Origin of the sequence: Kutzneria sp. 744 (assembly GCF_000568255.1) — a bacterium.
Taxonomy (GTDB): domain Bacteria; phylum Actinomycetota; class Actinomycetes; order Mycobacteriales; family Pseudonocardiaceae; genus Kutzneria.
This window is the reverse complement of sequence record NZ_KK037166.1, coordinates 9,355,492-9,380,363: the sequence shown is the minus strand read 5'-3', so window position 1 is coordinate 9,380,363 and position 24,872 is coordinate 9,355,492. Positions and strand designations below refer to the sequence as shown.

The 24,872-nt window shown below is 69.5% G+C and carries 20 protein-coding genes; 11 read left to right on the top strand and 9 right to left on the bottom strand.

Annotated elements, in window-relative coordinates; translation table 11 throughout:
- The first annotated feature begins 191 nt into the window (after nucleotides 1-191).
- Nucleotides 192-1,442, top strand: a complete 1,251-nt coding sequence (locus KUTG_RS42890) for a cytochrome P450 (protein WP_043725337.1) — start codon at nucleotides 192-194, stop codon at nucleotides 1,440-1,442.
- Nucleotides 1,443-1,722: 280 nt separating this feature from the next.
- Complete coding sequence (locus tag KUTG_RS42885) at nucleotides 1,723-2,415, top strand: AfsR/SARP family transcriptional regulator (protein WP_052396071.1); 693 nt, start codon at nucleotides 1,723-1,725, stop codon at nucleotides 2,413-2,415.
- Nucleotides 2,416-2,545: 130 nt separating this feature from the next.
- Here KUTG_RS42885 and KUTG_RS42880 read toward each other — a convergent pair whose 3' ends face one another.
- Nucleotides 2,546-3,976: an aminobutyraldehyde dehydrogenase gene (locus KUTG_RS42880; protein WP_043725334.1), complete on the bottom strand. Its 1,431-nt coding sequence runs from the start codon at nucleotides 3,974-3,976 to the stop codon at nucleotides 2,546-2,548.
- Between the two features lie 186 nt (nucleotides 3,977-4,162).
- On the opposite strand from KUTG_RS42880, the gene KUTG_RS42875 reads away from it, so the two are divergent.
- The 4 genes from KUTG_RS42875 to KUTG_RS42860 all read left to right on the top strand — a co-directional run bounded on the left by KUTG_RS42875 (nucleotide 4,163) and on the right by KUTG_RS42860 (nucleotide 9,008).
- Nucleotides 4,163-5,593: an APC family permease gene (locus tag KUTG_RS42875; RefSeq protein ID WP_043732623.1), complete on the top strand. Its 1,431-nt coding sequence runs from the start codon at nucleotides 4,163-4,165 to the stop codon at nucleotides 5,591-5,593.
- Between the two features lie 7 nt (nucleotides 5,594-5,600).
- Nucleotides 5,601-6,062 (top strand): Lrp/AsnC family transcriptional regulator, encoded by a 462-nt coding sequence (locus KUTG_RS42870; protein ID WP_043725333.1) that lies wholly within the window; start codon nucleotides 5,601-5,603, stop codon nucleotides 6,060-6,062.
- A gap of 88 nt (nucleotides 6,063-6,150) precedes the next feature.
- Complete coding sequence (locus KUTG_RS42865) at nucleotides 6,151-7,542, top strand: aspartate aminotransferase family protein (protein WP_052396069.1); 1,392 nt, start codon at nucleotides 6,151-6,153, stop codon at nucleotides 7,540-7,542.
- Nucleotides 7,542-9,008, top strand: coding sequence for an APC family permease (locus KUTG_RS42860; RefSeq protein WP_043725331.1), 1,467 nt, complete (start codon nucleotides 7,542-7,544; stop codon nucleotides 9,006-9,008). Before KUTG_RS42865 ends, KUTG_RS42860 begins: the two co-directional genes overlap by 1 nt.
- A gap of 39 nt (nucleotides 9,009-9,047) precedes the next feature.
- Here KUTG_RS42860 and KUTG_RS42855 read toward each other — a convergent pair whose 3' ends face one another.
- The 8 genes from KUTG_RS42855 to KUTG_RS42820 form a co-directional block, all read right to left on the bottom strand.
- Nucleotides 9,048-9,584 (bottom strand): hypothetical protein, encoded by a 537-nt coding sequence (locus KUTG_RS42855; RefSeq protein WP_052396068.1) that lies wholly within the window; start codon nucleotides 9,582-9,584, stop codon nucleotides 9,048-9,050.
- Between the two features lie 88 nt (nucleotides 9,585-9,672).
- Entirely contained in the window at nucleotides 9,673-10,776 is a 1,104-nt protein-coding gene (locus KUTG_RS42850; protein ID WP_232241255.1) for an aromatic ring-hydroxylating oxygenase subunit alpha, read from the bottom strand.
- A gap of 16 nt (nucleotides 10,777-10,792) precedes the next feature.
- Complete coding sequence (locus KUTG_RS42845; protein WP_043725326.1) at nucleotides 10,793-13,165, bottom strand: GcvT family protein; 2,373 nt, start codon at nucleotides 13,163-13,165, stop codon at nucleotides 10,793-10,795.
- Nucleotides 13,165-14,679 carry an APC family permease gene (locus KUTG_RS42840; RefSeq protein ID WP_043725324.1) on the bottom strand — a complete coding sequence of 505 codons (1,515 nt, stop codon included), beginning with the start codon at nucleotides 14,677-14,679 and terminating at the stop codon, nucleotides 13,165-13,167. Before KUTG_RS42840 ends, KUTG_RS42845 begins: the two co-directional genes overlap by 1 nt.
- A complete protein-coding gene (gene betA / locus KUTG_RS42835) occupies nucleotides 14,676-16,313 on the bottom strand; it encodes a choline dehydrogenase (protein ID WP_043725323.1) in 1,638 nt (545 codons plus the stop codon). The genes KUTG_RS42840 and betA overlap by 4 nt, the downstream gene beginning before the upstream one ends.
- A gap of 6 nt (nucleotides 16,314-16,319) precedes the next feature.
- On the bottom strand, nucleotides 16,320-17,783 hold the full coding sequence (locus tag KUTG_RS42830) for an aldehyde dehydrogenase family protein (RefSeq protein ID WP_043725321.1): 1,464 nt from the start codon (nucleotides 17,781-17,783) through the stop codon (nucleotides 16,320-16,322).
- An 81-nt stretch (nucleotides 17,784-17,864) separates the two neighbouring features.
- Nucleotides 17,865-19,022: an NAD(P)/FAD-dependent oxidoreductase gene (locus KUTG_RS42825; RefSeq protein WP_043725319.1), complete on the bottom strand. Its 1,158-nt coding sequence runs from the start codon at nucleotides 19,020-19,022 to the stop codon at nucleotides 17,865-17,867.
- Nucleotides 19,022-19,339: a bifunctional 3-phenylpropionate/cinnamic acid dioxygenase ferredoxin subunit gene (locus KUTG_RS42820; protein ID WP_043732615.1), complete on the bottom strand. Its 318-nt coding sequence runs from the start codon at nucleotides 19,337-19,339 to the stop codon at nucleotides 19,022-19,024. Before KUTG_RS42820 ends, KUTG_RS42825 begins: the two co-directional genes overlap by 1 nt.
- A gap of 105 nt (nucleotides 19,340-19,444) precedes the next feature.
- On the opposite strand from KUTG_RS42820, the gene KUTG_RS42815 reads away from it, so the two are divergent.
- From KUTG_RS42815 to KUTG_RS42795, 5 genes are all read left to right on the top strand, one after another.
- Nucleotides 19,445-20,218: an IclR family transcriptional regulator gene (locus KUTG_RS42815; protein WP_084580456.1), complete on the top strand. Its 774-nt coding sequence runs from the start codon at nucleotides 19,445-19,447 to the stop codon at nucleotides 20,216-20,218.
- A 166-nt stretch (nucleotides 20,219-20,384) separates the two neighbouring features.
- Nucleotides 20,385-21,590 carry a sarcosine oxidase subunit beta family protein gene (locus KUTG_RS42810; protein ID WP_043725315.1) on the top strand — a complete coding sequence of 402 codons (1,206 nt, stop codon included), beginning with the start codon at nucleotides 20,385-20,387 and terminating at the stop codon, nucleotides 21,588-21,590.
- 11 nt (nucleotides 21,591-21,601) lie between these two features.
- Entirely contained in the window at nucleotides 21,602-21,844 is a 243-nt protein-coding gene (locus tag KUTG_RS42805) for a sarcosine oxidase subunit delta (RefSeq protein WP_043725311.1), read from the top strand.
- The gene (locus KUTG_RS42800) at nucleotides 21,841-24,549 is read left to right on the top strand and encodes a glycine cleavage T C-terminal barrel domain-containing protein (RefSeq protein WP_043725308.1); all 2,709 of its coding nucleotides are present in this window, start codon (nucleotides 21,841-21,843) and stop codon (nucleotides 24,547-24,549) included. Before KUTG_RS42805 ends, KUTG_RS42800 begins: the two co-directional genes overlap by 4 nt.
- A partial coding sequence (locus KUTG_RS42795; RefSeq protein WP_304413676.1) for a sarcosine oxidase subunit gamma occupies nucleotides 24,542-24,872 on the top strand: 331 nt, incomplete at its 3' end. The genes KUTG_RS42800 and KUTG_RS42795, both read left to right, overlap by 8 nt.

The following is a 24,872-nucleotide window of genomic DNA, read 5'->3' as shown; positions in this document are numbered from 1 at the left end:
ACGCGTCTATCACCGGATCAGATCACCGGCGACTTTCTTTTCTACTGTATGTATGCGCCGAGTGGCGGGCCTCGCCCGGCCGTGCGCCGGAACCTTGCTGCCCGATCGCGCGCTGACCCGTCCACCGACCAGGCGATGGTCCTAAGGTCGCTGGTGTCGTGACCGGAATTCTGTGAGCGGTGGGGAACCGGATGACCAGCGCAGTGGAAGCGGCCGGCCTGATGCTGGCGGAGCCCAGGTCCTACATGGACAACGAGGGGCTACATGAGGGACTGTCGCTACTGCGGCGGGAATCGCCGGTGCACCGGGTGGAAGCGCCGGGATATCGGCCCTTCTGGGCGGTGACGCGGCACGCGGACATCATGGAGATCGAGCGCGAGCCCGACCGGTTCCTCAACGCGCCGCGCACGGTGCTCGGCCCGATCGAGCTGGACGACCAGATCGAGCGGATGGCGCAGGCGGGCCGGGCGGTGCGCTCGCTCGTGCACATCGACGGCCGCGAGCACCGGCTGCTGCGCGCGATCGGCGCGGACTGGTTCCGTCCCAAGGCAATGCGCCATCTGGAGTCGCGGGTGCGCGAGCTGGCCAAGCGCCACGTCGACCGCATGGCCGCGCTGGGCGGCGAGTGCGATTTCGCGGCGCAGATCAGCATGGACTACCCGCTGTACGTCATCCTGTCGCTGCTGGGCCTGCCCGAGAGCGACTTCGCCTTCATGCGCACGCTGACGCAGGAGCTGTTCGGCAACGCCGATCCGGACAAGGCCCGCGACATGGATCCGGCGGCGGTCGTCGCCGTGGTCGAGGACCTGTTCGCCTACTTCGGCAAGCTGGCCGTCCAGCGCCGGGCCCGTCCCACCGAGGACATCGCGTCCACGATCGCCAACGCCCGGGTGGACGGCGAGCACCTCAGCGACCAGGACACCATCTCGTACTTCATCATCATCGCCACCGCCGGCCACGACACCACCAGCGGCGCGCAGGCCGGCGGCATCCAGGCCCTGGCCGAGCACCCCGACCAGCTGCGCCGCCTCCAGGCCGACCCGGGTCTCGTGCCCGCCGCCGTGGACGAGATCATCCGCTGGACCACGCCCGTGACGTCGTTCATGCGTACCGCCACCGAGGACTACACCCTGCGCGGCGTGCGCATCCGTGCCGGCGACTCGCTGTTGCTGTCCTACCCCTCGGGCAACCGTGACGAGGACGTCTTCGAGGACCCGTTCTCCTTCGACGTGGCCCGCACCCCCAACAAGCACCTCGCCTTCGGCTTCGGCGTCCACTACTGCCTGGGCGCCGCCCTGGCCAAGATGGAGATCGCCGCCTTCCTCCAGGAGTTGTTGCCCCGCCTGGACACCCTCGCCCTAGCCGGCCAGCCCGCCTTGGCGGCAACGAACTTCGTCGGCGGCCTCAAGCGCCTCCCCCTGCGCTACTCCCTCAAGCGCTGACACCGCCAACACAGCAGACCGCTCGGCCCCGCCCCTGCTTCGCCCGGTCGCTGGATTTTTCGAGGTCCGCCCCCCCAACTCGCCCACCACTGAGCCGACGCGGGCCTCGAAAAATCCAGCAAGGGCGAGGCAGGGGCTTAAGGGGGGCCGAGCACGCGACGCCGAAGGCGGCGCAATTAGACACTGCCCCTTCGGGTGGTATCGCCGTTGCGCAGCAATGACGCCTGTCGTTGTGGGTGACCATGGCGGCGTAGAACGGCTGAGCTTTCGGGGGTACTGCATGTCCGGCACCGCGCGTCTGTCCCTGCTTGACGGCTTCGCGTTGACGGTGGCGGGCCGGGAGCTGGTGGTGCCGAGGGCGCAGCAGAGGCTGCTGGCGCTGGTGGCGTTGCGGCGGGACACGAACCGGAACACGGCGGTGGGGCTGCTGTGGCCGGAGGGCGGCGAGGGCAAGGCGCTGGCCAGCCTGCGGACGGCCCTGTGGCGGCTCCAGCAGCTGCCGGTGCCGACGGTTCGGGTCAGCGGCGACGGGATCTCCCTGGAGCCGACGCTGGGCCTGGACGTCCGTGAGCTGGTGCAGATGTCCCGGCAGGGCGGCGTCGACCTGCCGACGAGCCTGCTGCTGGGCCCGCACGAACTGCTGCCGGGCTGGTACGACGAGTGGGTGCCGGTGGAGCGGGAACGCCTGCGCCAGCTGTATCTGCACACGGTGGAGGGCTTCGCCGCCGCCTGCCTGCGGGCCGCCCGGCATGGCGACGCCCTGGAGGCGGCGCTGGCGGCGGTGCGGGCCGACCCGCTGCGGGAAAGCCCGTACCGCCTGGCCGTCGAGGTCCATCTGGCCGAGGGCAACGTCGCCGAGGCGCTGTCGACGTACCAGCACTACCGCGCCCTGCTGGCCCGGGAGCTCGGCGTCGCCCCCTCCCCCATGATCCGCTCCCTCATCCACCAGACCCTGGCCACCGCCGCCGTCTGACCCCGCCCGCCTTCGCCTCCGCAAATGCCACATGTGGCGCACATTCGACTCCCAGCGCCGCATATGGACCACATGTGGCGAAAAAGCGGGGGGGTGGGTGGATGGGGAGGCGGGCGGGGTTGGGGTTGGGTCAGTCGTGGGAGGACATGACGTGCTTGATGCGGGTGTAGTCCTCCAGGCTGTACAGGGAGAGGTCCTTGCCGTGGCCGGAGTGCTTGAAGCCGCCGTGGGGCATCTCCGACACGATGGGAATGTGGGTGTTGATCCACACGCAGCCGAAGTCGAGGCGCTTGGCCATCCGCATGGCCCGGCCGTGGTCGCGGGTCCAGACGCTGGAGGCCAGGCCGTACTTGACGCCGTTGGCCATGGCCACCGCCTCGCCCTCGTCCACAAAGGACTGCACGGTGATCACCGGCCCGAACACCTCGTTCTGGATGATCTCGTCGTCCTGCCGAAGCCCGGAAACCACTGTGGGGGCGTAGAAGTAGCCACGGTCGCCCACCACGGAACCACCGGCCAGCACCGACGCGTGCGCGGGCAGCCGGTCGATGAAGCCACCGACCCGGGCCAGCTGGCCGGCGTTGTTCAGCGGCCCGTAGGTCACGTCCTCGGTCGGCGCGCCGGTGCGGCACGACCGCGCCTCGGCGGCCAGCAGGGCCGCGAACTCCTCATACACGGAAGCGTCGACGATCACGCGGGTGGCGGCGGTGCAGTCCTGCCCGGCGTTGAAGTAGCCGGCGGCGGCGATGCCGGCCGCGGCCGCCTCCAGGTCGGCGTCGGCGAACACCAGGACCGGCGCCTTGCCGCCGAGTTCCAGGTGCGTCCGCTTCAGGTCGACGGCGGCGGCCGAGGCGACCTCCATGCCCGCCCGCACCGAGCCGGTGATCGACACCATGTCCGGACGGTCGTGCGACACCAGCGCCCGGCCGGTGTCCCGGTCGCCGCAGATCACGTTGAACACGCCCGGCGGCAGGAACTCGGCGGCGACCTCGGCCATCAGCGTCGTGGACGCCGGCGTGGTGTCGGACGGCTTGAGCACGACGGTGTTGCCGGCGGCCAGGGCCGGGGCGATCTTCCACACGGCCATCATCAGCGGGTAGTTCCACGGTGTGACCTGCGCGCACACGCCGACCGGCTCGCGTCGCACGTACGAGGTGTGCCCGGCCAGGTACTCGCCGGCCGACCGGCCCTCCAGCATCCGGGCGGCGCCGGCGAAGAACCGGAACTGGTCCACGCAGGGCGGAAGTTCCTCGGACGCCGTGAGGGCGAGCGGCTTGCCGGTGTCGGCCGACTCGACGCGCACGAACTCGTCGGCCCGGGCCTCGATGGCGTCGGCGATCTTGAGCAGCGCCAGCTGCCGCTGCGCGGGGGTGGTGTCGCGCCAGGTCTCGAAGGCGGCGCCGGCCGCGGCGAAGGCGGCATCGACGTCGGCCGGCGCGGACAGCGGGGAGGTCGCGTACACGTCTCCGGTCGACGGATCGACGACGTCGAGGGTGCGACCGTCGGCCGCGCCGATCCGCTCGCCGTTGACGAGGTTGGTGAAGACGGTTTTCTCGGCCACCGAACGGATCCTTCCAGACACGGATTTAGTCGTAAACCATGCTCCCCCGCGACGGTATCGATTGCAACCGCGCGATTAAGTTGCTGTTTCCGTCGCCCAAGGCATTGACTTCACAGGCCGGAACGCCTTCACTACACCGCACGGGTGTGGCCCCCGTCACCCGCCGATCCCCTGCTGGAGGCCCCGATGTCCGAGGAGCGCGCGTTACGAGCCAATGTGCTCGGCGCGGCCGACACCGCCATGATGGCCGTCGCGGGCAGCGCGCCCGCGTACTCGATCGGCGCCAGCACCGCCGCCCTCGTCGCGGTCGCCGGTCTGGGCAGCCCGGCGGCGCTCCTCTGGTGCGGCATCCCGATGCTCGGCATCGCCTGGGCCTTCAGCCACCTCGGCCGCAGCCAGGTCAACGCCGGCGCCAGCTACGCCTGGGTCGGCCGCGCCCTGCACCCCGTGCTTGGCTACCTCGCGGGCTGGGCGCTGATCGTCTCCGCGACGCTGTTCATGGTCGCCGGCGCGATACCCGCCGGCGCGCTGACGCTGTCGCTGTTCGACCCGGACCTGGCCTCGAACACGGCGCTGGTCACGGTGGTCGGCGCGGTCTGGTTCGGGGCCATGGCGCTGGTGGTCTACCTCGGCGTCACGGTGACGGCCCGGGCCCAGTGGATCATGTCCGGCATCGAGGTGGCCATCCTCGTGGTGTTCCTGGTCGTGGGCTACCTCCGCGCGCCGGCCATCGCCGTGGAGAGCTTCGACTGGTCCTGGTTGGGGTTCTCGCACTTCGACGGCATGGGCGGCTTCGCCGGGGCCGCGCTGGTCGCCGCCTTCTACTACTGGGGCTGGGACGTGTCGGCCAACCTCAACGAGGAGACCCGGTCCGCGCGCCGGGCCGCCGGTCTGGGCGGCATCGTCGGCGTGGTGATCGTGTTCGGCCTGTTCCTGTGCTTCACGGTGCTGGTCAACCTGCTGCTGTCGGCCGACGCCATCGGCGGCAGCGGCGGCAACCTGCTCGACCTGCTCGGCCAGGCGATCTGGCCCGGCCCCGGCGGCAAGGTCCTGTCCATCGCGGTCGTGCTGTCCACCATCGCCACCCTGGAGACCACGCTGATCCAGGTCACCAGGACGATGTTCGCGATGGGCCGCGACGGCACCCTGCCCCACGCGTTCGGCCGCACCCACCTGCGCTGGCGCACGCCGACGCTGGCCACGATCGTGGTCGCCGTGGTGTCGGTGCTGCTGTTCGTGGCGGCCAACTTCCTCGGCACCGTCGGCGAGATCCTGTCCGACGCGATCAGCGCCATCGGCCTCCAGATCGCCTTCTACTACGGCCTGGCCGGCATCGCGGTCGTCGTCTCGCACCGCGCGGAGCTGTTCAAGAGCGTGCGGAACTTCCTGCTGATCGGCCTGTGGCCGGGCGTGGGCGCGGCGTTCCTGTTGTGGATGTTCGTGCAGGCCATCGGCTCCAACACGGCCGTGGTCAACGGGATCGGGCTGGGCCTGCTGGCGGTGGGCATCGTGCCGATGCTGATGGCGTGGCGAAAGGGCTCGGCCTACTTCGCGCGGGCGGCCGTAGGGGCGGACACGGTCGACGTTGCCGTGCCGACCGGCGGGGAACTGCGATGATGCGGCGGTGCGCAGGAACACGGAGCCTCTCGACGAGGCGTCGAAACTGATCATCGAACAGCTCCAGGAGGACGGCAGGCGGCCGTACGCGAGCATCGGCAAGGCCGTGGGCCTGTCGGAGGCGGCGGTGCGGCAGCGGGTCGCCAAGCTGGTGCAGTCGGGCGTGATGCAGATCGTCGCGGTGACCGACCCCATGCAGGTGGGGCTGTTCCGGCAGGCGATGCTCGGGCTGAAGGTGAGCGGCCCGATCGAGCCGGTCGCGGACGCGCTGGCGGCCATGCCGGAGATCGACTACGTGGTGGTCTGCGCCGGCCGCTTCGACATCCTGTGCGAGGCGGTCTGCGAGGACGACGCGGACCTGCTGGACCTGATGTCCAACCGGATCCGCACGGTCGAGGGCGTGCGCGACGTGGAAACCATGCCCTACCTGCGGCTGCACAAGCAGTCATATCAGTGGGGAACCCGGTAAGCCGCTACGGAATCCCTTGTATCAACCTCACCGATGTGCGATAAACGTAGTCGATAAGCAGTTAGGCGACGAAATCGGTGAGGACGACATGACTGCCACCGCCCAGCCCGGGCCCGCCGGCGCGGCCGCGCTGTCCGCGTCGGCCCGGGACCACCTGTGGCTGCACTTCGCCCGCCACTCCGCCTTCGAGGACACGGACATCCCCGTGATCGAACGCGGCGAGGGCGCCTACATCTACGACACCAACGGCAAGCGCTACCTCGACGGCCTGGCCGGCCTGTTCGCCGTTCAGGTCGGCCACGGCCGCGAGGAGCTGGCCCAGGCCGCCGCGGAGCAGACCCGCAAGCTGGCCTACTTCCCGCTGTGGTCGCACGCCCACCCGTCCGCGGTGCACCTGGCCGAGCGGCTGGCCGCGGGCGCGCCCGGCGACCTGAACCGCGTGTTCTTCACGGTCAGCGGCGGCGAGTCCGTCGAGACCGCGTGGAAGCTGGCCAAGCAGTACTTCAAGCTGACCGGCAAGCCGACCAAGCACAAGGTGATCAGCCGCTCGATGGCCTACCACGGCACGTCGCAGGGCGCGCTGTCGATCACCGGCATCCCCGGCGCCAAGGCCGACTTCGAGCCGCTGGTGCCCAGCGCGATCAAGGTGCCCAACACCAACTTCTACCGTGCGCCCGAGCACGCCGACGACCTGGTCGCGTTCGGACGGTGGGCGGCCGACCAGATCGAGCAGGCCATCCTCATGGAGGGCGCGGACACCGTCGCCGCGGTGTTCCTGGAGCCGTTGCAGAACACCGGCGGCTGCTTCCCGCCGCCGCCCGGGTACTGGCAGCGGGTGCGCGAGATCTGCGACGCCCACGACGTCTTACTCGTGTCGGACGAGGTCATCTGCGCGTTCGGCCGCCTCGGCCACGACTTCGGGGCCAACCGCTACGGCTACCAGCCCGACATGATCACCGTGGCCAAGGGGCTGACCTCCGGCTACGCGCCGCTGGGCGCGGTGCTGGCCAGCGACCGGCTGATGGAGCCGTTCCTCCAGGGCCCCAACATCTTCATGCACGGCTCCACCTACGGCGGCCACCCGGTGTCCTGCGCCGTGGCCATGGCCAACCTCGACCTGATGGAGGGCGAGGGCCTGTACCAGCACGTGCAGGACAACGAGTCCGCCTTCCGGTCCACTTTGGACAAACTGCGGGACCTGCCGATCGTCGGCGACGTCCGCGGCGCCGGCTACTTCTACGGCATCGAACTCGTCAAGGACAAGGCCACCAAGCAGACCTTCACCGCCGAGGAGTCGGAGCGGGTGCTGCGCGGCTACCTGTCCAGCGCCCTGTTCGACAACGGCCTCTACTGCCGGGCCGACGACCGCGCCGAGCCGGTGGTGCAGCTGTCGCCGCCGCTGATCTGCGACCAGTCCCACTTCGACGAGATGGAGCAGATCCTCCGCGTTTCCCTTGAGAAGTCGTGGCAGCTGCTCTGATGGATCGCCTCCGCGCCAACTCGGTAGGCGTGGTCGGGGTGGTGTTCATGGCGATCGCCACGGCCGCCCCGATCACCGCGATGACCGGCAACGTGCCGGTGGCCGTCGGTTTCGGCAACGGAATCGGGGCCCCGGCGGGCTATCTGTTCGCCACCGTGGTGCTGACGGTGTTCTCCGTCGGCTACGTGGCCATGACCAAGCACATCACCGCCACCGGCGCCTTCTACGGCTTCGTGTCCCAGGGCCTCGGCCGGGTCGTCGGACTGGCCAGCGGGCTGCTGGCGGTGATGGCCTACATCGTGTTCGAGGCCTCCATCGTCGGCATCTTCGCCTACTTCGCGCAGAGCACCGTGCTCGCCCAGTTCGGTGTGCACGTGCCGTGGCAGCTGTTCGCCGCGATCATGCTGGCCGCCACCGCCATCCTGTCCTTCTTCGACATCCACCTGACCTCACGGCTGCTCGGCGTCATGCTCGTCGGCGAGATCAGCATGCTGTTCCTGATGGCCGTCGCGGTGCTCGTGCGCGGCGGCGGACCCGATGGGATCCCCCTGTCTCCCATCAATCCCCTCAACGCCTTCGGCGGCCCCGCGGCCGGTCTCGGGTTGTTCTTCGCCTTCTGGTCGTGGGTCGGCTTCGAGTCCACCGCCATGTACGGCGAGGAGTCCCGGGAGCCCCGCAAGACCATCCCCCGCGCCACCCTGATCTCCGTGATCGGGGTGGGGATCTTCTACATCTTCGTGTCCTGGATGGCCATCGCCGGCAACGGCTTGGCCCGTTCGGTGCAGGTAGCGGCGTCCGATCCGCTGGGATTCTTCTTCGGTCCCACGGAAACGTTCGTCGGGCACTGGGCGGTGCTGCTGTTCCAGTGGCTGCTGATCACCGGCTCGTTCGCCTGCGGCATGGCTTTCCACCAGTGCGCGGCCCGGTACATGTACGCCATCGGACGGGAAGGGCTGATCTGGCGTCGTCTCGGGCGGACCCATTCCCGGCACGGCTCGCCGTACGTCGCCTCGTTCGCCCAGACCGTGATCGCCGTGGTCATCGTCGCCCTGTTCAGCCTGGCCGGCCAGGATCCGTACCTGAGCCTGTACACGCTGATGGCCATCCTCGGCACCATGGCCATCCTGATCGTGCAGACGCTCTGCTCGTTCGCGGTGATCGGCTACTTCTGGCGCAACCACAAGGAATCCCGCCACTGGTTCAAGACGTTCCTCGCTCCCCTGCTCGGCGGCATCGGCATGATCGCCGTGGTGTGGCTGCTGATGGACAACCTCGGCGCCGCCGCCGGCGCGGCCGCGTCGACACCGTTCTTCCACGCCATCCCGTGGATCGTCGGCGCGCTGTTCGCGATCGGGATCGTCGGTGCCTTGGCGTTGAAGCGGTTCCGCCCCTCGACCTACGCGGTCCTGGGCCGCATCGTCCTCGACGACGCCCAGGAGCGCGCCGAGGAGCCGGCTGCCGTCTGAGGCCGTGATCCGACCACGTCCGGTTCTGGATCGGGCCGGTCACAGGTCTCCGGGCCGGCCCGTCTCGACGAAGCGGACGACGGCGCGTCGGAGTCGGTCGAGGAAGTCCTGGAGACCGTCGGCGACGAGGTGGAAATCGCTGTCGCGACTGGCGGCGGCCGATCGGTGGACCGCGCCACTGGTGGCGATGGCGAAGTGGATGCCTCCGCCATCGGAGGCGAAGACCACGCCGCGGTCGCGCGGACCGAGGCGGATCGGTCCGCTGCTGGCCAGGTCATCGACCACGTGTGCCGCCGGGTGAATGAAGTAGGCGTTGCCGACGTCGGCCAGGACGACCTCGCCGATGTGCCGGTAGAACCGCACCAGCGGTTCGGCCGCCGCCGAGTGCTCGGCGAGCTGCCGTGCGGCGTCGAGTTCAGCCGGACCGGGCTCATCGACGTCGTTACGGCCGGGCGGGTAGCCGAAGCGGTTCTCGAAGTCGGCGACCAGTGTTTGTGTCACGGTGTTGATGTCGTGGCGCCAGGCGGCCAACCAGGCCGGGTCAGGACCAGCCGCTGACCGCTCGTTGTCGCTCATGCCGCGTCCGTTCACGTCCGAGGACGATTCCACACGCGGTGGGTGGCACGGGCGTGCCATCCCGGCCGATGCGTCAACGGAGCTCGAGTCAGGCCAAACGCTCCAGCAGCCACTCGTGGAAGGCGCCGATGTGGTGCTCGCTGGGGACCAGTACGCCGCCCTTGGCGTAGGCGCGGGAGCTCATGGCGGGCTGGCAGCGTTCGCAGGCCTCGAAGTCCTGCTCGTTGACGCGGTGGAAGAGCTCGACCGACCGCGAGACGTCCTTGCCGGACTCGACGACCGACGGCAGGTAGAGCCAGTCGCACTCGACGACGGTGCGGTCGGGGGCCAACGGGAACATGCGGTGCAGGATGACGTGGTCGGGCACGAGGTTGATGAAGACCTGGGGCTTGACGGTGATGGCGTAGTAGCGGCGGTCCTGGTCCTCGCTCACGGTGGGAATGCGGTCGAGGCCCTCGCTGCCGTCGACGGTGAAGCCCTGGATCTCCGTGCCGAACTCGGCGCCGTGGCCGACGTAGTACTGGGCGGCCAGGCCCTCGGTGAACTCGGGGAGGACCTCGGTGAGCTCGGGGTGGATGGTGGCGCAGTGGTAGCACTCCATGAAGTTCTCGACGATGAGCTTCCAGTTGGCCTGCACGTCGTAGACGATGCGACGGCCGACCGACAGGTTGGGAATGTCGTAGTGGTCGATGGCGCTGGCGTCGCCGAGGCGCTCGGTGCAGGCGCCGATGACGTCCTCGTCGAACGACGGGGGCTTGTCGGCCAGACAGACCCAGACGTAGCCGAGCCACTCACGGACGTGCACGTTGACCAGCCCGTACTCGACACGGTCGATGTCGGGCATCTTGGTCAGGTTGGGGGCGGCGATGAGCTTGCCGTCGAGACCGTAGGTCCAGGCGTGGTAGGGGCACTGGAAGGCGCGCTTGACCTCGCCCTCCTCGTCCAGGCAGAGCTTGGCGCCGCGATGGCGGCAGATGTTGAGGAAGGCCTTGACGGAGTTGTCACGGGCGCGGGAGACCAGAACGGACTCGCGTCCGATCTGGACGGTGCGGAACCTGCCGGGGGAAGGGATGTCCGAGGACCTGACGGCGCAGAACCACATGGCCTCGAAGACGCGTTCCTGCTCCTGCCGGAAGACGGCCGGATCGGTGTAGTACGCGCCCGGCAGGGTAGGGATGAGGCTGGCGGTCACGGAACAAATCCCCTTCTCACCGACGGATTCTGGCCATCTCGGGGTCGAACAGCGGCTCGGTGCGCACCGTTGCCGGGATCTTCTCCCCGAAGTACTCGATCGTCACGGCCGTGCCGGGCTCGGCCACGGCGGGCGGCAGCCAGGCGTAGGCGACTGTCCGGCCGACGCCGTAGCCGAAGGAGGCGCTGGTCACGTAGCCGACGGGGGAACCGTTGAACCACACGGGTTCCTTGCCCAGCACGACCGACCCGGGGTCGTCGACGGTGAGGCAGGCCAGCTTGCGGGCCACCGGCCGGGATTCGAGGGCCCTGCGGCCGACGAAGTCGCCCTTGTCCATACGGACGGCGAAGTCGAGGCCGGCCTCGGAGGGGGAATGCTCGGGCGTCATGTCGGTGCCCCAGGCGCGATAGCCCTTCTCCAGGCGCATGCTGTTGAACGCGCTGCGGCCGGCGGCGATGACGCCGTGCTCCCGCCCGGCCGACCACAGGGTGTCCCACAGCTTGAGGCCCAGATCGGCGGTGGTGTAGAGCTCCCAGCCGAGTTCGCCCACATAGGACAGACGCATGGCGGTGACGGGGACGGCGCCGAGGTAGGCCCGCTTGGCCCGGAAGTAGCCGAAGGCCTTGTGGGAGAAGTCCTTGTCCACCAAGGGCTGCACGAGGTCGCGGGCCAGCGGGCCCCACACGCCGAGGCAGCAGGTGCCGGCGGTGATGTCCCGGACGGTCACATCACCCGGCGCGCGACGGAGCATCCAGTCCAGGTCGAGATTGCCGTTGGCGCCGATCTGGAAGCGGTCGGCAGCCAGGCGGGCGACGGTGAGGTCGCTACGGATGCCGCCGGTCTCGTCCACCATCAGCGTGTACGTCACCGAGCCGACGGACTTGGCCAGGTTGTTGGTGGTGAGGCCCTGCAGGAAGTCCAGGGCGCCGGGGCCGCTGACTTCGAGGCGCTTCAGGGGGGTCATGTCGTACAGGGCGACGCGTTCCCGGGTGACGCGGGCCTCGGCGGCGGCGATGGGCGACCAGTAGCGGCTCGACCAGTCGTCCCGCTCGGGCACGTCGAAACCGGAGATCAGGGACTCGTTGGCCTCGAACCAGTGCGGCCGCTCCCAGCCGGCGGCCTCCAGGAACAGGGCGCCGAGCTCCTGGTGCCGCTCATGGAACGGCGAGGTCCGAAGTGGACGCGGCGATTCCATGGGCTGCAACGGATGCACGATGTCGTACACCTCGACGAAGTTCTGCTGGCCGCGCTCAAGGACATAGGACGGGGCGAGCTGGTGCTCCTCGAAGCGGTTGAGGTCGCACTCGTGCACATCGGTCGACGGCTGGCCGTCGACCAGCCATTCGGCCATGGCCCGGCCGACACCGGCGGAGTGCGTCACCCACACGGCCTCGGCCACCCAGAACCCTCGCAGCGACGGGGACTCCCCCATCAGCGGGGCGCCGTCCTGGGTGAAGGAGAAGATGCCGTTGAAGCCCTCGCCCAACGAGCTCTTCCCCAGCGAGGGCAGCAACTCCGTCGAGGCGGTCCAGGCCTCGGTGAAGTCCTCGGGCGTGAAGGCCAGCATGGACGGCATCGGATCCGTTGGCAGATCGGCGATGTCGACCGGCATCGGCCGGTGGCCGTAGTAGCCGATGCCCAGCCGGTCGCCGTGCTCGCGGTAGTACAGATCCCGGTCCTGGTGCCGCAGGATCGGCATCCTGCCGGTGAGCCCGGCGACCGGCGTGGTCTTGGCGTACTGGTGGGCCAACGGCGTCAGCGGCACGGTCAGGCCGACGAGCTCGCCGACCGCCGGGCCCCAGAATCCGGCGCAGGACACGACAATGTCCGCCGCGAACGTGTCGGTCTCGGTGCGGACGCCGGTGACCCGGCCGGAGGCCTGCTCTACGGCGACGACCTTCTGCCGGCCGACGAACAGGGCCCCGCGGTCGATCGCGCGCCGGGCCTGCTTCTCGCAGGCCAGCACGGCGTTGGCCAGGCCGTCGGTCGGCGTGTGCAAACCGCCGAGAACACCCTTGCCCAGCAACGGAACCAGCGTCCGACACTCATCGGGGCCGATGAGCGAGGACGGAATGCCCCACGACGTGGCCCAGCCGTGCCGGCGGGCCAGGTCGGCGTGACGTTCCGGGGTGGTCGCGATCTCGAGGCCGCCGAGCTGGTTGAACGCGCCCAGGCCGACGAGCTTCTCCACGGTGTAGGTGGCGAACTCGGCCATCGTCCTGGACGGATTCGTCTGGAACACCAGGCCCGGCGCGTGCGAGCTGGAGCCGCCGGTGGCGAACAGCGGACCCTGGTCCAACACGGTGACGTCGGTCCAGCCCCGCCCGGTCAGCTCGTCGGCCAGCGCGCAGCCGACGACACCGGCCCCGATGATCACGACCTTCGGCATCAGACAGCCTCCTCCGCCGTCACCGCAACCACCTCGGCGGCGTGGTCGGCGAGGACGCCGGTCTTGTGCCGCAACACGATCCAGTAGTAGCCGAAGCCGACCAGCGCCACCAGACCCACGAACAACACCGCACCCCATTGCAGGAACCAGTGGAACGGCGGTGTCGGGTTGTAGACCTCGCTGCGCGGCCAGCCCAGGTTGATCGCCATACCCGCGCCCCACAGCACGGCCAGGATGTTCACCGGCAAACCCCAGCGCCCCAATGAGAAGCCCTTGCTCGGGGCGTCCTTGCCGGGCCAGGTGCCGCGCAGCCGGGCGATGAGCATCGGCAGCGTCACCAACAGGTAGGCCACGTAGATGAGCACGACGCCGATGCTGGTGACCAGCTGGAAGATCTGCGGCTGGCCGATGTTGACCACCAGCAGGATGATCGCGATGATGCCGATCAGCACGGCCGGGCGGACCGGGGTGCGCTGCTTGCCGTGCACCTTGGCCAGCCAGGCGCCGGCCGGCAGGTTGTTGTCCCGCGCCATGGCGAAGGTCATCCGGATGGCCGCGGTGTGCACGGCCAGGATGCACACGGTGATCGCGATGGCCACGGCGACCAGGAACACCTTGCCCAGCCCCGATCCCAGCACGTCGATCACCACGTACTGGAGGCCGATGGTGCTCAGCTCGGGCGCGTTGATGTTGCGCACGGCCATCAGCGCCAGCAGCAGGATCAGGCCGCCGATGACGAAGGAGGCGATCAGCGCGCGGAGGATGGCCCGCGGCGCGTTCTTGCGCGGGTCGACGGATTCCTCGCCGAGCGAGCTGGCGGTGTCGAAGCCGTACATGACGTAGGCCGAGGCCAGCGAGCCGACCAGGAAGGCGCCGAAGTAGCCGAAGGTCATGCCGTCGCCCTTGTGGGCGGTGTCCAGCACGATCTGCGGCCCGCGCACGACCTCGACCGCGAGCAGCACCACCAGCAGCACGGCGGCGATCAGCTCGATGAACACGCCGGCGCTGTTGATGCGGGCCATCAGCTTCGTGCTCCAGGCGTTGACCGCCGTGCTGAACACGATCAGCACCGAGCCCAGGATGACCGCGTTCACAGCGTTGTCCGGGGCGATCTGGAAGAAGTCGGCGATCTGCGGCAGCGTGATCTGGTAGGCCAGCGCCACCGAGGCCACGGTGACGACCGAGGCCACCAGCATCATCCAGCCGGCCAGCCAGGCCACGTGCTGGCTGCCCAGTCGCTTGGACCAGTTGTAGATCGAGCCGGCCACCGGGTAGCGGGCGGACAGCTCGGCGAAGCACAGCGCGATCATCAGCTGGCCGACGAACACCATCGGCCACGACCACCAGTTGGCCGGGCCGCCGACGGCGAAGCCGAAGTAGAACATCTGGAACGTGCCGGTGAGGATGGAGATGTAGCTGATGCCGGCGGCGAAGGTGTGGAAGTTGCCCAGAGTTCTCTCGAACTCCTGCTTGTACCCCAATTCGGCGAGGCCATGGCCGTCGTCAGAACTCATGACTGCTCCCGGTGGCGGTAGAACTCCACCTCGGACGGCGGCAGGGGCTGCCGGCCGAGGATCAGGTCAGCGGACTTCTCCGCGATCATCATGGTCGGCGCGTAGATGTTGCCGTTGGTGACGTAGCGCATCACCGACGCGTCGACGACCCGCAGCCCGTCGACTCCGTGCACCCGCAGGCTTTCCGGGTCCACGACGGACTGCTCGTCCACCCCCATCCGGCACGTGCACGAGGGGTGCAGCGCCGTCTCTCCGTCCTTGGCCACCCAGGCCAGGATCTCCTCGTCGGTCGTCACCGAAGGCCCCGGCGAGATCTCCCCGCCGCTGTACTGATCGAAAGCCTTCTGCGTCAATATGTTCCGTGCGACCCGTACCGCCTCGACCCATTCGCGGCGGTCCTGGTCGGTGGACAGGTAGTTGAAGCGCAGGGCCGGCTTCACCCGCGGGTCGCGGGAGGTGATCTTCACGGAGCCGCGGGCGTCGGAGTACATCGGGCCGACGTGCACCTGGTAGCCGTGGTCGCCGGCCGGCAGCGAGCCGTCGTAGCGCACGGCGATGGGCAGGAAGTGGAACATCAGGTTGGGGTAGGCCACCTCGTCGTTGCTACGGACGAAGCCGCCGCCCTCGAAGTGGTTGGTGGCCCCGGGTCCCTTGCGGAACAACCACTGCAGGCCGACCATCGGCTTGCGGTACCACTTCATGTACGGCGCGACCGACACCGGCTTGGTGCAGGCGTACTGGATGTACACCTCCAGGTGGTCCTGGAGGTTCTCCCCCACGCCCGGCAGGTCGTGCACCACGTCGATGCCCAGCTCGGACAGTTCGGCGGCATTGCCGACGCCGGACAGCTGGAGCAACTGCGGCGAGTTGATGGCGCCGCCGCTCAGGATGACCTCGCCGGCCCGAACCCGCTTCGTCCGTCCACCTTGGACGTACTCGACGCCGACGGCTTTGGTGCCCTCGAACAGGATCCGCGTCGCGTAGGCCCGGGTCGTGACCGTCAGGTTAGGGCGTTTGCGCACCGGGTGGATGTAGGCCCGGGCGGCGCTGAGCCGTCGGCCGCGGTGCAGGTTGCGGTCGAAGGGGGCGAAGCCCTCCTGCTGGTATCCGTTGACGTCCTTGGTGAGCGGGTAGCCCGCCTCCTGCACGGCCTCGAAAAAGGCCTTGAACAGCGGGCTGTCGGCCGGGCCGCGCTCCAGGACCAGCGGGCCGTCGCCGCCGCGGTAGGAGTCCGCGCCGGCCAGGCAGTTCTCCATCTTCTTGAAGTACGGCAGGCAGTGCGCGTAGTCCCAGGACTTCATGCCCTCGTCCGCGCCCCACCGCTCGTAGTCGAGCGGGTTGCCGCGCTGGAAGATCATGCCGTTGATGCTGGACGAGCCGCCGAGCACCTTGCCGCGCGCGTGGTAGATCCGCCGGCCGCCCATCTGCGACTCCGGCTCGGACTCGTACTTCCAGTCGTAGAAGCGGTTTCCGATCGGCATGGTGAGCGCCGCCGGCATGTGCACCAGCGGGTCCCAGATGTAGTCGGGCCGACCGGCTTCCAGCACAAGGACTGTGATGGCGGGATCCGCGGAAAGGCGGTTGGCCAGGCAGCTGCCGGCGGAACCCCCGCCGACCACGACGAAGTCGTACATCCTCTATCACCCCGGGAACAGGCCGAGTGGTTTCGGATCGGTGTTGGTGTAGACGTGTTTCGCCTCGCGGTACTCATCGAGACCGGTGGGTCCGAGCTCGCGGCCGATGCCGGATCGCTTGAAGCCGCCCCATTCCGCCTGCGGCAGGTAGGGGTGGTAGTCGTTGATCCAGATCGTGCCGTGGCGCAGCGCGCCGGCGACCCGGGCCGCACGGCCGGCGTCGCGCGTCCACACCGCGCCGGCCAGGCCGTAGTCCGTGTCGTTGCCGAGCTCGATCGCTTCCTCCTCGGTGCTGAAGCGTTCGGCCGTCAGTATCGGGCCGAACGTCTCCTCGCGCACGACGGTCATGTCGCGGCGGCAGTCCGCGAACACCGTCGGCCGATAGAAGAAGCCTTGCCGCAACTCGGGTTCGTCGGGCCGGCGGCCACCGGCCAGCAGCTTGGCGCCCTCGGCGATCGCGGACGCCACGTACCGCTCGATCTTGGCGCGGTGCTCGGCCGACACCAGCGGGCCACTCTGGCTGGTGTCGTCGAACCCGTTGCCGATGACGATGCGGTCGGCGCGGGCCGCGATCTCCGCGACGAACTCGTCGTAGACGCTGTCCTGCACCAGAAGTCGGGCCCCGGCCGAGCAGACCTGGCCGGCGTGCAGGAAAACGGCGTTCAAAGCCTGGTCCTTGGCGGTCTCCAGGTCGGCGTCGGCGAACACGATGTTGGGGTTCTTGCCGCCCAGTTCCAGCGCGACCTTCTTGACGTTGCCGGCGGCGGCGACCATGATCCGCTGCCCGGTGGCCAGGCCGCCGGTGAACGACACCAGGTCGACATCGTCGCTTTCGGACAGTGCCGCGCCGACGGTGGCGCCCGCGCCCAGCACGAGGTTGACCACGCCGGCCGGGATGGCGGCCTCCTCGATCAGCCGGACCAGGGCGATCGTGGTCAGCGGCGTGACCTCGCTCGGCTTGATCACGATGGTGTTGCCGGCGGCCAGCGCGGGCGCGACCTTCCAGGACGCCTGCAGCAGCGGGTAGTTCCACGGCGTGATCAGCGCGCAGACGCCGACCGGCTCGTAGACGATCCGGCTCTGCGCGGTGGGGATGCCGGTGTCGACCACCCGGCCGGGGTGCTTGTCGGCCAGGTCGGCGTAGTAGCGGAAGACCCGGACCACGTCGTCCACGTCGGCGATGCTCTCGCCGAGGGTCTTGCCGGTGTCCAGGGTCTCGGTTCTGGCGATGTCGTCGCGGTCGCGCAGCAGCAGGTCGGCGACGGCGTTGAGCAGCGCGCCACGCTCGGCCGCCGGCGTGCGGGGCCACGGGCCGGCATCGAAGGCGGCCCTCGCGGCGGCCACCGCTCTCAAGGCGTCCTTCGCGTCGGCCTCGGCGACTGTCGTGACCACGCTGCCGTCGAACGGGTTGATCACGGGCCGGGTGTCGCTCCCGGTCGTCCAGTGCCCGTCGATGAACAGTTCCGCCACGGGGACCCCCGATCACGGTTGTTGCTGATTACGCAACGGCTCGCTGAGTTCGCAACAGCATCGACTGCGACCGGAGTCCCGTCAAGGGGCCAGCACGGGCCGGGCCAGCTGCCGTCGCCACCGGGAGAACAGCTTCGGCTGGTTCATTCCGAGCACCCCGACCAGCACATCACCACGTTCGTAGACCGCGAGGAAGCTGCGGCGGTCGGTGTCGCCCTCGATCACCCGGACGGTGTCGCCCTCGCGCCGGTGACCGGTGAACTGGATGCGCACCCCGTACTGGTCGGACCAGAAATACGGCGCGGAGAGGTGCGGCCGCGGGTCGCCCAGCAGCGTCGCCGCCGCGGTGACCGGCTGCTCCAGCGCATTCGTCCAGTGCTCCGCGCGGTGCCGGTCGTGCAGGTGAACGCTGTACGAGGCGGCGACATCGCCGACCGCCACCACCTCCGGCAACCCGGTCGCGCAGGCCGCGTCCGTGACGACGCCGTTGTCCAGCTGCAGGCCGGAGCCGGCGAGCCACTCGAAGTTCGGCGCCGCCCCGATGCCGACGACCACCACCTCGGCCGGGATCTGCCGGCCGTCGGCCAGCTCCACGCTGCGCACCCGGTTGGCCCCGAGGATGCGCTTGACCTGGGCGTTCGTGATCAGGCGGACGCCGTGGTCGCCGTGCAGGCCGGCGCAGACGGCGCCCAGCTCGGGACCGAGCTGGCGCAGCAGCGGCAGCGGCTCGGCCTCGATGACCGTGACGTCCGCGCCGAGATACCGGGCCGTGGACGCCACTTCGGCCCCGATGAAGCCGGCCCCGACCACGACCAGTTTCACGCCCGGCACCAGCTCGGCACGCAGGCGGATCGCGTCGTCCAGCGTGCGCAGGACGTGGACACCGTTGACGCCCTCGGTGCCCGGCAGCCAGCGGGCGCGGGCGCCGGTCGCGATGACGACGCCGTCGCAGCGCAGCGTCTGGCCGTTGGACAACTCGATGGAGCGGTCGTGCGGGTTGAGGCTCAATGCCCGCGCGCCCAGCCGCCAGTCGAAGTCCAGGGCCTCGTCGTCCGGCGTGCGCAGGCCGATGTCCGAGCTCTTGCCGGCCAGGAACTCCTTGGACAGCGGCGGCCGGTCGTACGGCCGGTGCGGCTCGTCGCCCACGATGACCAGGCGGCCGTCAAAACCCTGCTGACGCAGGGCACGGGCCGTGGACAGGCCGGCCAGGGAGGCGCCGATCACCGCTGCCGTGCGCATCAGCAGGCCACTTCGCTGTAGGCCACGCGGATCACGCCGTCCTCGACGACCACCGGGTAGGTGCGGATCGGCTTCGTGGCCGGCGGCCCGCTGGGCTGGCCGGTGCGCAGGTCGAAGCAGGAGGCGTGCAGCGGGCACTCCACCGTGCAGCCCTCAAGCCAGCCGTCGGCCAGCGAGGCGTCCTGGTGGGTGCAGGTGTCGTCGACGGCATAGAAGTCGCCGTCCTCCGTGCGGAAAACGGCGATGGGCGGGTCGACCGTGTCGACTCTGACCGCCTCCCCCGGCGGCAAGTCGCCGACTCTGCACACCTCGATCACTTCGGCCTCCGGTTGCGTATAGCACAACTTGTCGTGCTGCACGCAACAGAGTGAGGACCGGGCGATGCGCCGTCAAGGCTCCATCCGCTCGACTACAGTGCGTGCATGGCTTCAAGCGAGGGGTCGGCCGCACTCGTGCAGTCGGTCGACCGCGCGGTGTCCGTCCTGGAGTTCCTGGCCCTGCACGGCGAGATGGGCATCACCGAGCTCGCCGCCGAGCTGGGGGTGCACAAGTCCACCGCCTTCCGGCTGGTGTCCGTGCTCGACTCCAGAGGGCTCGTCGAGCAGGCCGGCGACCGCGGCAAGTACCGGCTCGGCTTCGGCATCGTCCGGCTGGCCGGGGCCACCGCCGCGCAGATGGACCTGTCCCGCGAGGCCCGCCCCGTCTGCGAGCGGCTGGCCGCCCAGGTCGGCGAGACCGTCAACGTGGCGATCCTGGACGGCGGCTACGCCATCAACGTCAGCCAGGTGCGCGGCAGCGCCACCGTGTCCTCGATCAACTGGGTCGGGCAGCGCACTCCCCTGCACGCCACGTCCAGCGGCAAGATCCTGCTGGCCAACCAGCCTTCAGCGGTACGCGACGAGCTGTTGGCCCGGCCGCTGACCATGTACACCCCTCGGACGATCATCGACGCCGGGCTGCTGCGGTCCGAGCTGGAGGCGGCGCTGGCGGCCGGGTGGGCCAGCACGGCGGATGAGCTGGAGATCGGTCTCAACGCGGTGGCGGCGCCCATCCGGGGCATGGACGGGGACGTGGTGGCGGCGTTGAGCGTTTCGGGCCCGTCGTACCGGTTGACGACGGACCGCTTCACGGAGGTCGCCCGCTTAGCCGCCGAGGCCGCCCGCGAGATCAGCCACCGCATCGGCCACACCAGCTGACCCGCCCAAGATCAAGGGATCAATCCTCTCGTTGAACGTCAGGAAGGGCCCCTTACTGACGTTCAACGTCAGTAAGGGGCCCTTCCTGACGAAGGCCGGAGGCGGGTGTTGTGGAGAGCGCAACAGTGCGCTTAATCTGCAACAGCGCAGGCTCCTGGAGGTGGGCATGTCCGAGCATCCCGACCGGCTGTGGCGCAATCCCGAACCCAGGTCCGGGTACGACGTGGTCATCGTGGGCGGCGGCGGGCACGGACTGGCCACGGCGTACTACCTCGCGGCCAACCACGGCATCCGGAACGTGGCGGTGCTGGAGAAGGGGTGGCTGGCGGGCGGGAACATGGCCCGGAACACGACGATCATCCGCTCCAACTACCTGTGGGACGAGAGCGCGGCGATCTACGAGCATGCCCTGAAGCTGTGGGAGGGCCTCTCGGCGGAGCTGGACTACGACATCCTGTTCAGCCAGCGGGGAGTCCTGAACCTGGCCCACACCCTGCAAGACGTGCGAGAAGGCACGCGAAGGGTGAACGCGAACCGGCTCAACGGGGTGGACGCGGAGTGGCTGGATCCGGACGAGGTCCAGAAGTTCTGCCCGGTGGTGAACACCTCGCCGGACGTGCGGTACCCGGTGCTGGGGGCGACGCTGCAACCCCGGGCGGGCATCGCGAAGCACGACCACGTGGCCTGGGCGTTCGCGCGCAAGGCCGACGAGCTCGGGGTGGACCTGATCCAGGGCTGCGAGGTCACGGGATTTCTCAAGCAGGGCAACAAGGTCGTCGGGGTGGAGACGAACCTGGGGCCGATCCGCGCGGGCCGCGTGGGCATGGCGGCGGCGGGGCACAGCAGCGTGCTGGCGAGCCTGGCCGACGTGCGACTGCCGGTGCAGAGCCATCCGCTCCAGGCGCTGGTGTCGGAGCTGCTGGAACCGGTGCACCCCTGTGTGGTGATGTCCAACCACGTGCACGTGTACGTCAGCCAGGCGCACAAGGGCGAACTGGTCATGGGGGCGGGCATCGACCCGTACAACTCCTATGCGCAACGCGGCTCGGTGCACGTGATCGAGCAGCAGATGGCGGCGGCGCTGGAGCTGTTCCCGATCTTCGCCCGGGCCCACGTGCTGCGCACCTGGGGCGGCATCGTGGACGTCACGCCGGACGCTTCGCCGATCATCGGGCCGACGCCGGTGGACGAGCTCTTCGTCAACTGTGGTTGGGGCACCGGCGGTTTCAAGGCGACGCCGGCCTCGGGCTGGACCTACGCGCACACGCTGGCCACCGGCAAGGCGCATCCGCTCAACGAGCCGTTCGCCCTGGAGAGGTTCACCACGGGCGCCCTGATCGACGAGCACGGCGCCGCGGCCGTCGCACACTAGAGGGAGGACCGATGCTGCTCATCCCGTGCCCCTGGTGCGGCGACCGCGACGAGACGGAGTTCCACTACGGCGGTCAGGCCGGCGTGCCGTACCCGGAGCGGCCGGCCGATCTGTCCGATGAGGACTGGGGCCGGTACCTGTTCGTGCGGGACAATCCCAAGGGGCGCTTCGAGGAGCGCTGGTCGCACTCGGCGGGGTGCCGCCGCTGGTTCAGCATCGTCCGCGACACGGTGTCGAACGAGATCGTGCGATGAGACTCCCCGAGGGCGGTCGCATCGACCGTACGAAGCCGTTGCGGTTCACCGTGGACGACATCGAGTACACGGGCTGCGCCGGCGACACGCTGGCCTCGGCGATGATCGCCAACGGGCTGCTGGAGGTGGCGCCCAGCGCGTACAGGCAACGGCCGCGCGGGATCTTCGCTGCGGGCGTGGACGAGCCGAATGCCCTGGTGCAGCTGGATGATCCGATGCAGCTGGCCACGACCACCGAGCTGGTCGACGGGCTGGCGGCAATCCTGTTGTCGGGCAAGGGAAGGCTGATCGACACACCGGACCCGACCCGCTACGACAAGCGGAACGTGCACTGTGACGTGCTGGTGGTCGGTGGCGGCCCGGCCGGCGTGGCGGCGGCGTTGACGGCCGGTCGCACCGGGGCCCGGGTGATCCTCGCCGACGAGCAGAACGAGCTGGGCGGCGGCCTGCTGACCGAGAACCGGCTGCTGGACTGGCTGGCCGACGCCGTGGACGAACTGGACGCCCTCGACGAGACCAGGATCCTCACCGGCACGACGGCGTTCGGCTACTACGACCAGAACTTCGTTGCCCTGGCCGAGAAGCACCGCCTGTGGCACGTCCGGGCCAAGCGGGTGGTGCTGGCCACCGGCGCACACGAGCGGCCGCTGGTGTTCGTCGACAACGACCTGCCGGGCATCATGCTGTCCTCGGCGGTTCGCCAGTACGTCAACCGGTACGCGGCGCTGCCGGGCGAGAACATCGTGGTGGCCACGACGAACGACGCCGCCTACGGGACGGCCTTCGATCTGGCCACGAGGGTATCCACCATTGTGGACAGTCGACCCGAGCCGCCACGGGAACTGGTTCGCCGGGCGCAGGAACTGGGTATCGAGGTGCTTGCCGGGGCGCATGTCCAGCAGGCGCTGGGCACGCGGCGCATCGGCGGCGTGCGGGTCGGCGATCGGCAGATCGCCTGTGATCTGCTCGCGGTGTCGGGCGGCTGGAGCCCGGCCGTGCACCTGTTCTCCCAGTCCCAGGGCAAGATCCGGTACGACGAGCGGGTCGCCGCGTTCGTGGCGGACAAATCGGTGCAGGAGCAGCACATCGTGGGCGCCGCGAATGCCGTCTACGACCTGGCCGGCTGCCTGCGAGAAGGCTTCCGGGCCGGCCTGGAAGCGGCCAAGAGGACCGGATTCGACGGCAGCCTGCCGGAAGCCCCCTACGCGGCAACGGAAACCGTCGCGCCACCGACGCCGGTGTGGTTCGTCGACGGCCCGGAGGACCGGCAGTTCGTTGACCTGCAACGGGATGCGACCGTCGCCGATGTGCGGCGGGCGACCGGGGCGGGCATGCGGTCGGTGGAGCACGTGAAGCGGTACACGACCATCGGCACCGCGCACGACCAGGGCAAGACCGCCGGCTTCGCGGCGATCGGCGTGATTACGCAACTGCTCGGGGCCGAAGCACCGCAGGGCACGACAACCTACCGCCCGCCTTACACGCCGGTGTCGTTCGCGCTGTTGGCCGGGCGGGATCGCGGCGAGCTGCACGATCCGGTGCGGATGACGCCGATGCACGACTGGCACGTCCGCAACGGCGCGCTGTTCGAGAACGTCGGCCAGTGGAAGCGCCCCTGGTACTACCCGCGGCCCGGCGAGGACAGGAAAACGGCCGTGCTGCGGGAATGCCGGGCCGCGCGCACGAGCGTGGCGGTGATGGACGCCTCCACCCTCGGCAAGATCGACATCCAGGGCCCGGACGCCGGCGAGTTCCTCAACCGCATGTACACCAACGCGTTCGCCAAGCTCAAGGTCGGCCACTGCCGGTACGGCCTGCTGTGCAGGCCGGACGGCATGGTGTTCGACGACGGCGTGGTCATGCGTGTCGCCGAGAACCGTTTCCTGGCCACGACCACGACCGGCAACGCGGCGGCGGTGCTGGACTGGTTCGAGGAGTGGTCGCAGACGGAGTGGCCGGACCTCAAGGTGTGGTTCACCTCGGTCACTGAGCAGTGGGCGACGATCGCGGTGGTCGGCCCGCAGGCCCGCACGGTGCTCAGCATCGTCGCGCCGGACGTGGACTGCTCGGCCGAGTCCTTCGAGTTCATGACGTTCCGGGACGTGCGGCTGGCCGACGGCACACCGGCCCGGATCGCCCGGGTGTCCTTCTCCGGCGAGCTGGCGTTCGAGATCAACGTGGACGGTCGGCACGGCGCAGAGGTCTGGAATGCCGTGATGGCAACGGGTCTGCCGACGCCGTACGGCACCGAGACCATGCACGTGCTGCGGGCCGAGAAGGGCTACGTGATCGTCGGCCAGGACACCGACGGCACGGTCACACCGCAGGACCTCGGCATGGAGTGGATCGTGTCGCCGCGCAAGGACTTCGTCGGCAAGCGCTCCTACCGACGGCCCGACGCGGTTCGCCCGGACCGCAAGCAGCTGGTGGGCCTGCTGCCGGTCGACCCCGAGGACCTGCTGCCCGAGGGCGCGCAGCTGATCGCCCCGGACACGTCGTTGGCACAACCGGTGCCGATGCTCGGACACGTGACATCGAGCTACCACAGCGCCGCGCTGGAGCGGACCTTCGCGCTGGCGCTGGTCAAGGGCGGCCGGCAGCTGATCGGGCAGACCGTGCTGGCCCCGCTGCGGGACCGGACGATCGCCGCCACGGTCACCGAGCCGATCTTCTACGACCCGGAGGGGACCCGCAGAGATGGCTGAGCTCCGCCAAGTCGACCTTCCCCACCAGGTCGACCTGAGGGTCGACCCCGTGGACCCGGCCGCGACCCGGATCGGGGAGCTGCTGGGCACGCCGCTGCCGGTGGTGCCGAACACCGGGTCCGAGGCCGTGCTGTGGCTCGGGCCGGACCAGTGGCTGGTGTTCGGGGCGTCCGAGGACCAGCTGCGGGCCGTGCTCGGCGACACCCCCGGCTCGGTCGTGGACGTCTCGGCCAACCGGGTGGCCTACGAGCTGTCCGGGCCGGACGCGCGGGAGGTGCTGGAGCAGGGCTGCGCCATCGACCTGCACCCGCGCGCCTTCGGCC

Excerpts from the sequence above, each read along its gene's own strand:
- KUTG_RS42840 (WP_043725324.1), bottom strand. The coding sequence starts at position 14,679 with ATGAGTTCTGACGACGGCCATGGCCTCGCCGAATTGGGGTACAAGCAG.
- KUTG_RS42800 (WP_043725308.1), top strand. The coding sequence starts at position 21,841 with ATGAGACTCCCCGAGGGCGGTCGCATCGACCGTACGAAGCCGTTGCGG.
- KUTG_RS42885 (WP_052396071.1), top strand. The coding sequence starts at position 1,723 with ATGTCCGGCACCGCGCGTCTGTCCCTGCTTGACGGCTTCGCGTTGACG.
- KUTG_RS42805 (WP_043725311.1), top strand. The coding sequence starts at position 21,602 with ATGCTGCTCATCCCGTGCCCCTGGTGCGGCGACCGCGACGAGACGGAG.
- betA (WP_043725323.1), bottom strand. The coding sequence starts at position 16,313 with ATGTACGACTTCGTCGTGGTCGGCGGGGGTTCCGCCGGCAGCTGCCTG.
- KUTG_RS42855 (WP_052396068.1), bottom strand. The coding sequence starts at position 9,584 with ATGAGCGACAACGAGCGGTCAGCGGCTGGTCCTGACCCGGCCTGGTTG.
- KUTG_RS42860 (WP_043725331.1), top strand. The coding sequence starts at position 7,542 with ATGGATCGCCTCCGCGCCAACTCGGTAGGCGTGGTCGGGGTGGTGTTC.
- KUTG_RS42845 (WP_043725326.1), bottom strand. The coding sequence starts at position 13,165 with ATGCCGAAGGTCGTGATCATCGGGGCCGGTGTCGTCGGCTGCGCGCTG.
- KUTG_RS42865 (WP_052396069.1), top strand. The coding sequence starts at position 6,151 with ATGACTGCCACCGCCCAGCCCGGGCCCGCCGGCGCGGCCGCGCTGTCC.
- KUTG_RS42825 (WP_043725319.1), bottom strand. The coding sequence starts at position 19,022 with ATGCGCACGGCAGCGGTGATCGGCGCCTCCCTGGCCGGCCTGTCCACG.
- KUTG_RS42875 (WP_043732623.1), top strand. The coding sequence starts at position 4,163 with ATGTCCGAGGAGCGCGCGTTACGAGCCAATGTGCTCGGCGCGGCCGAC.
- KUTG_RS42815 (WP_084580456.1), top strand. The coding sequence starts at position 19,445 with ATGGCTTCAAGCGAGGGGTCGGCCGCACTCGTGCAGTCGGTCGACCGC.
- KUTG_RS42890 (WP_043725337.1), top strand. The coding sequence starts at position 192 with ATGACCAGCGCAGTGGAAGCGGCCGGCCTGATGCTGGCGGAGCCCAGG.
- KUTG_RS42810 (WP_043725315.1), top strand. The coding sequence starts at position 20,385 with ATGTCCGAGCATCCCGACCGGCTGTGGCGCAATCCCGAACCCAGGTCC.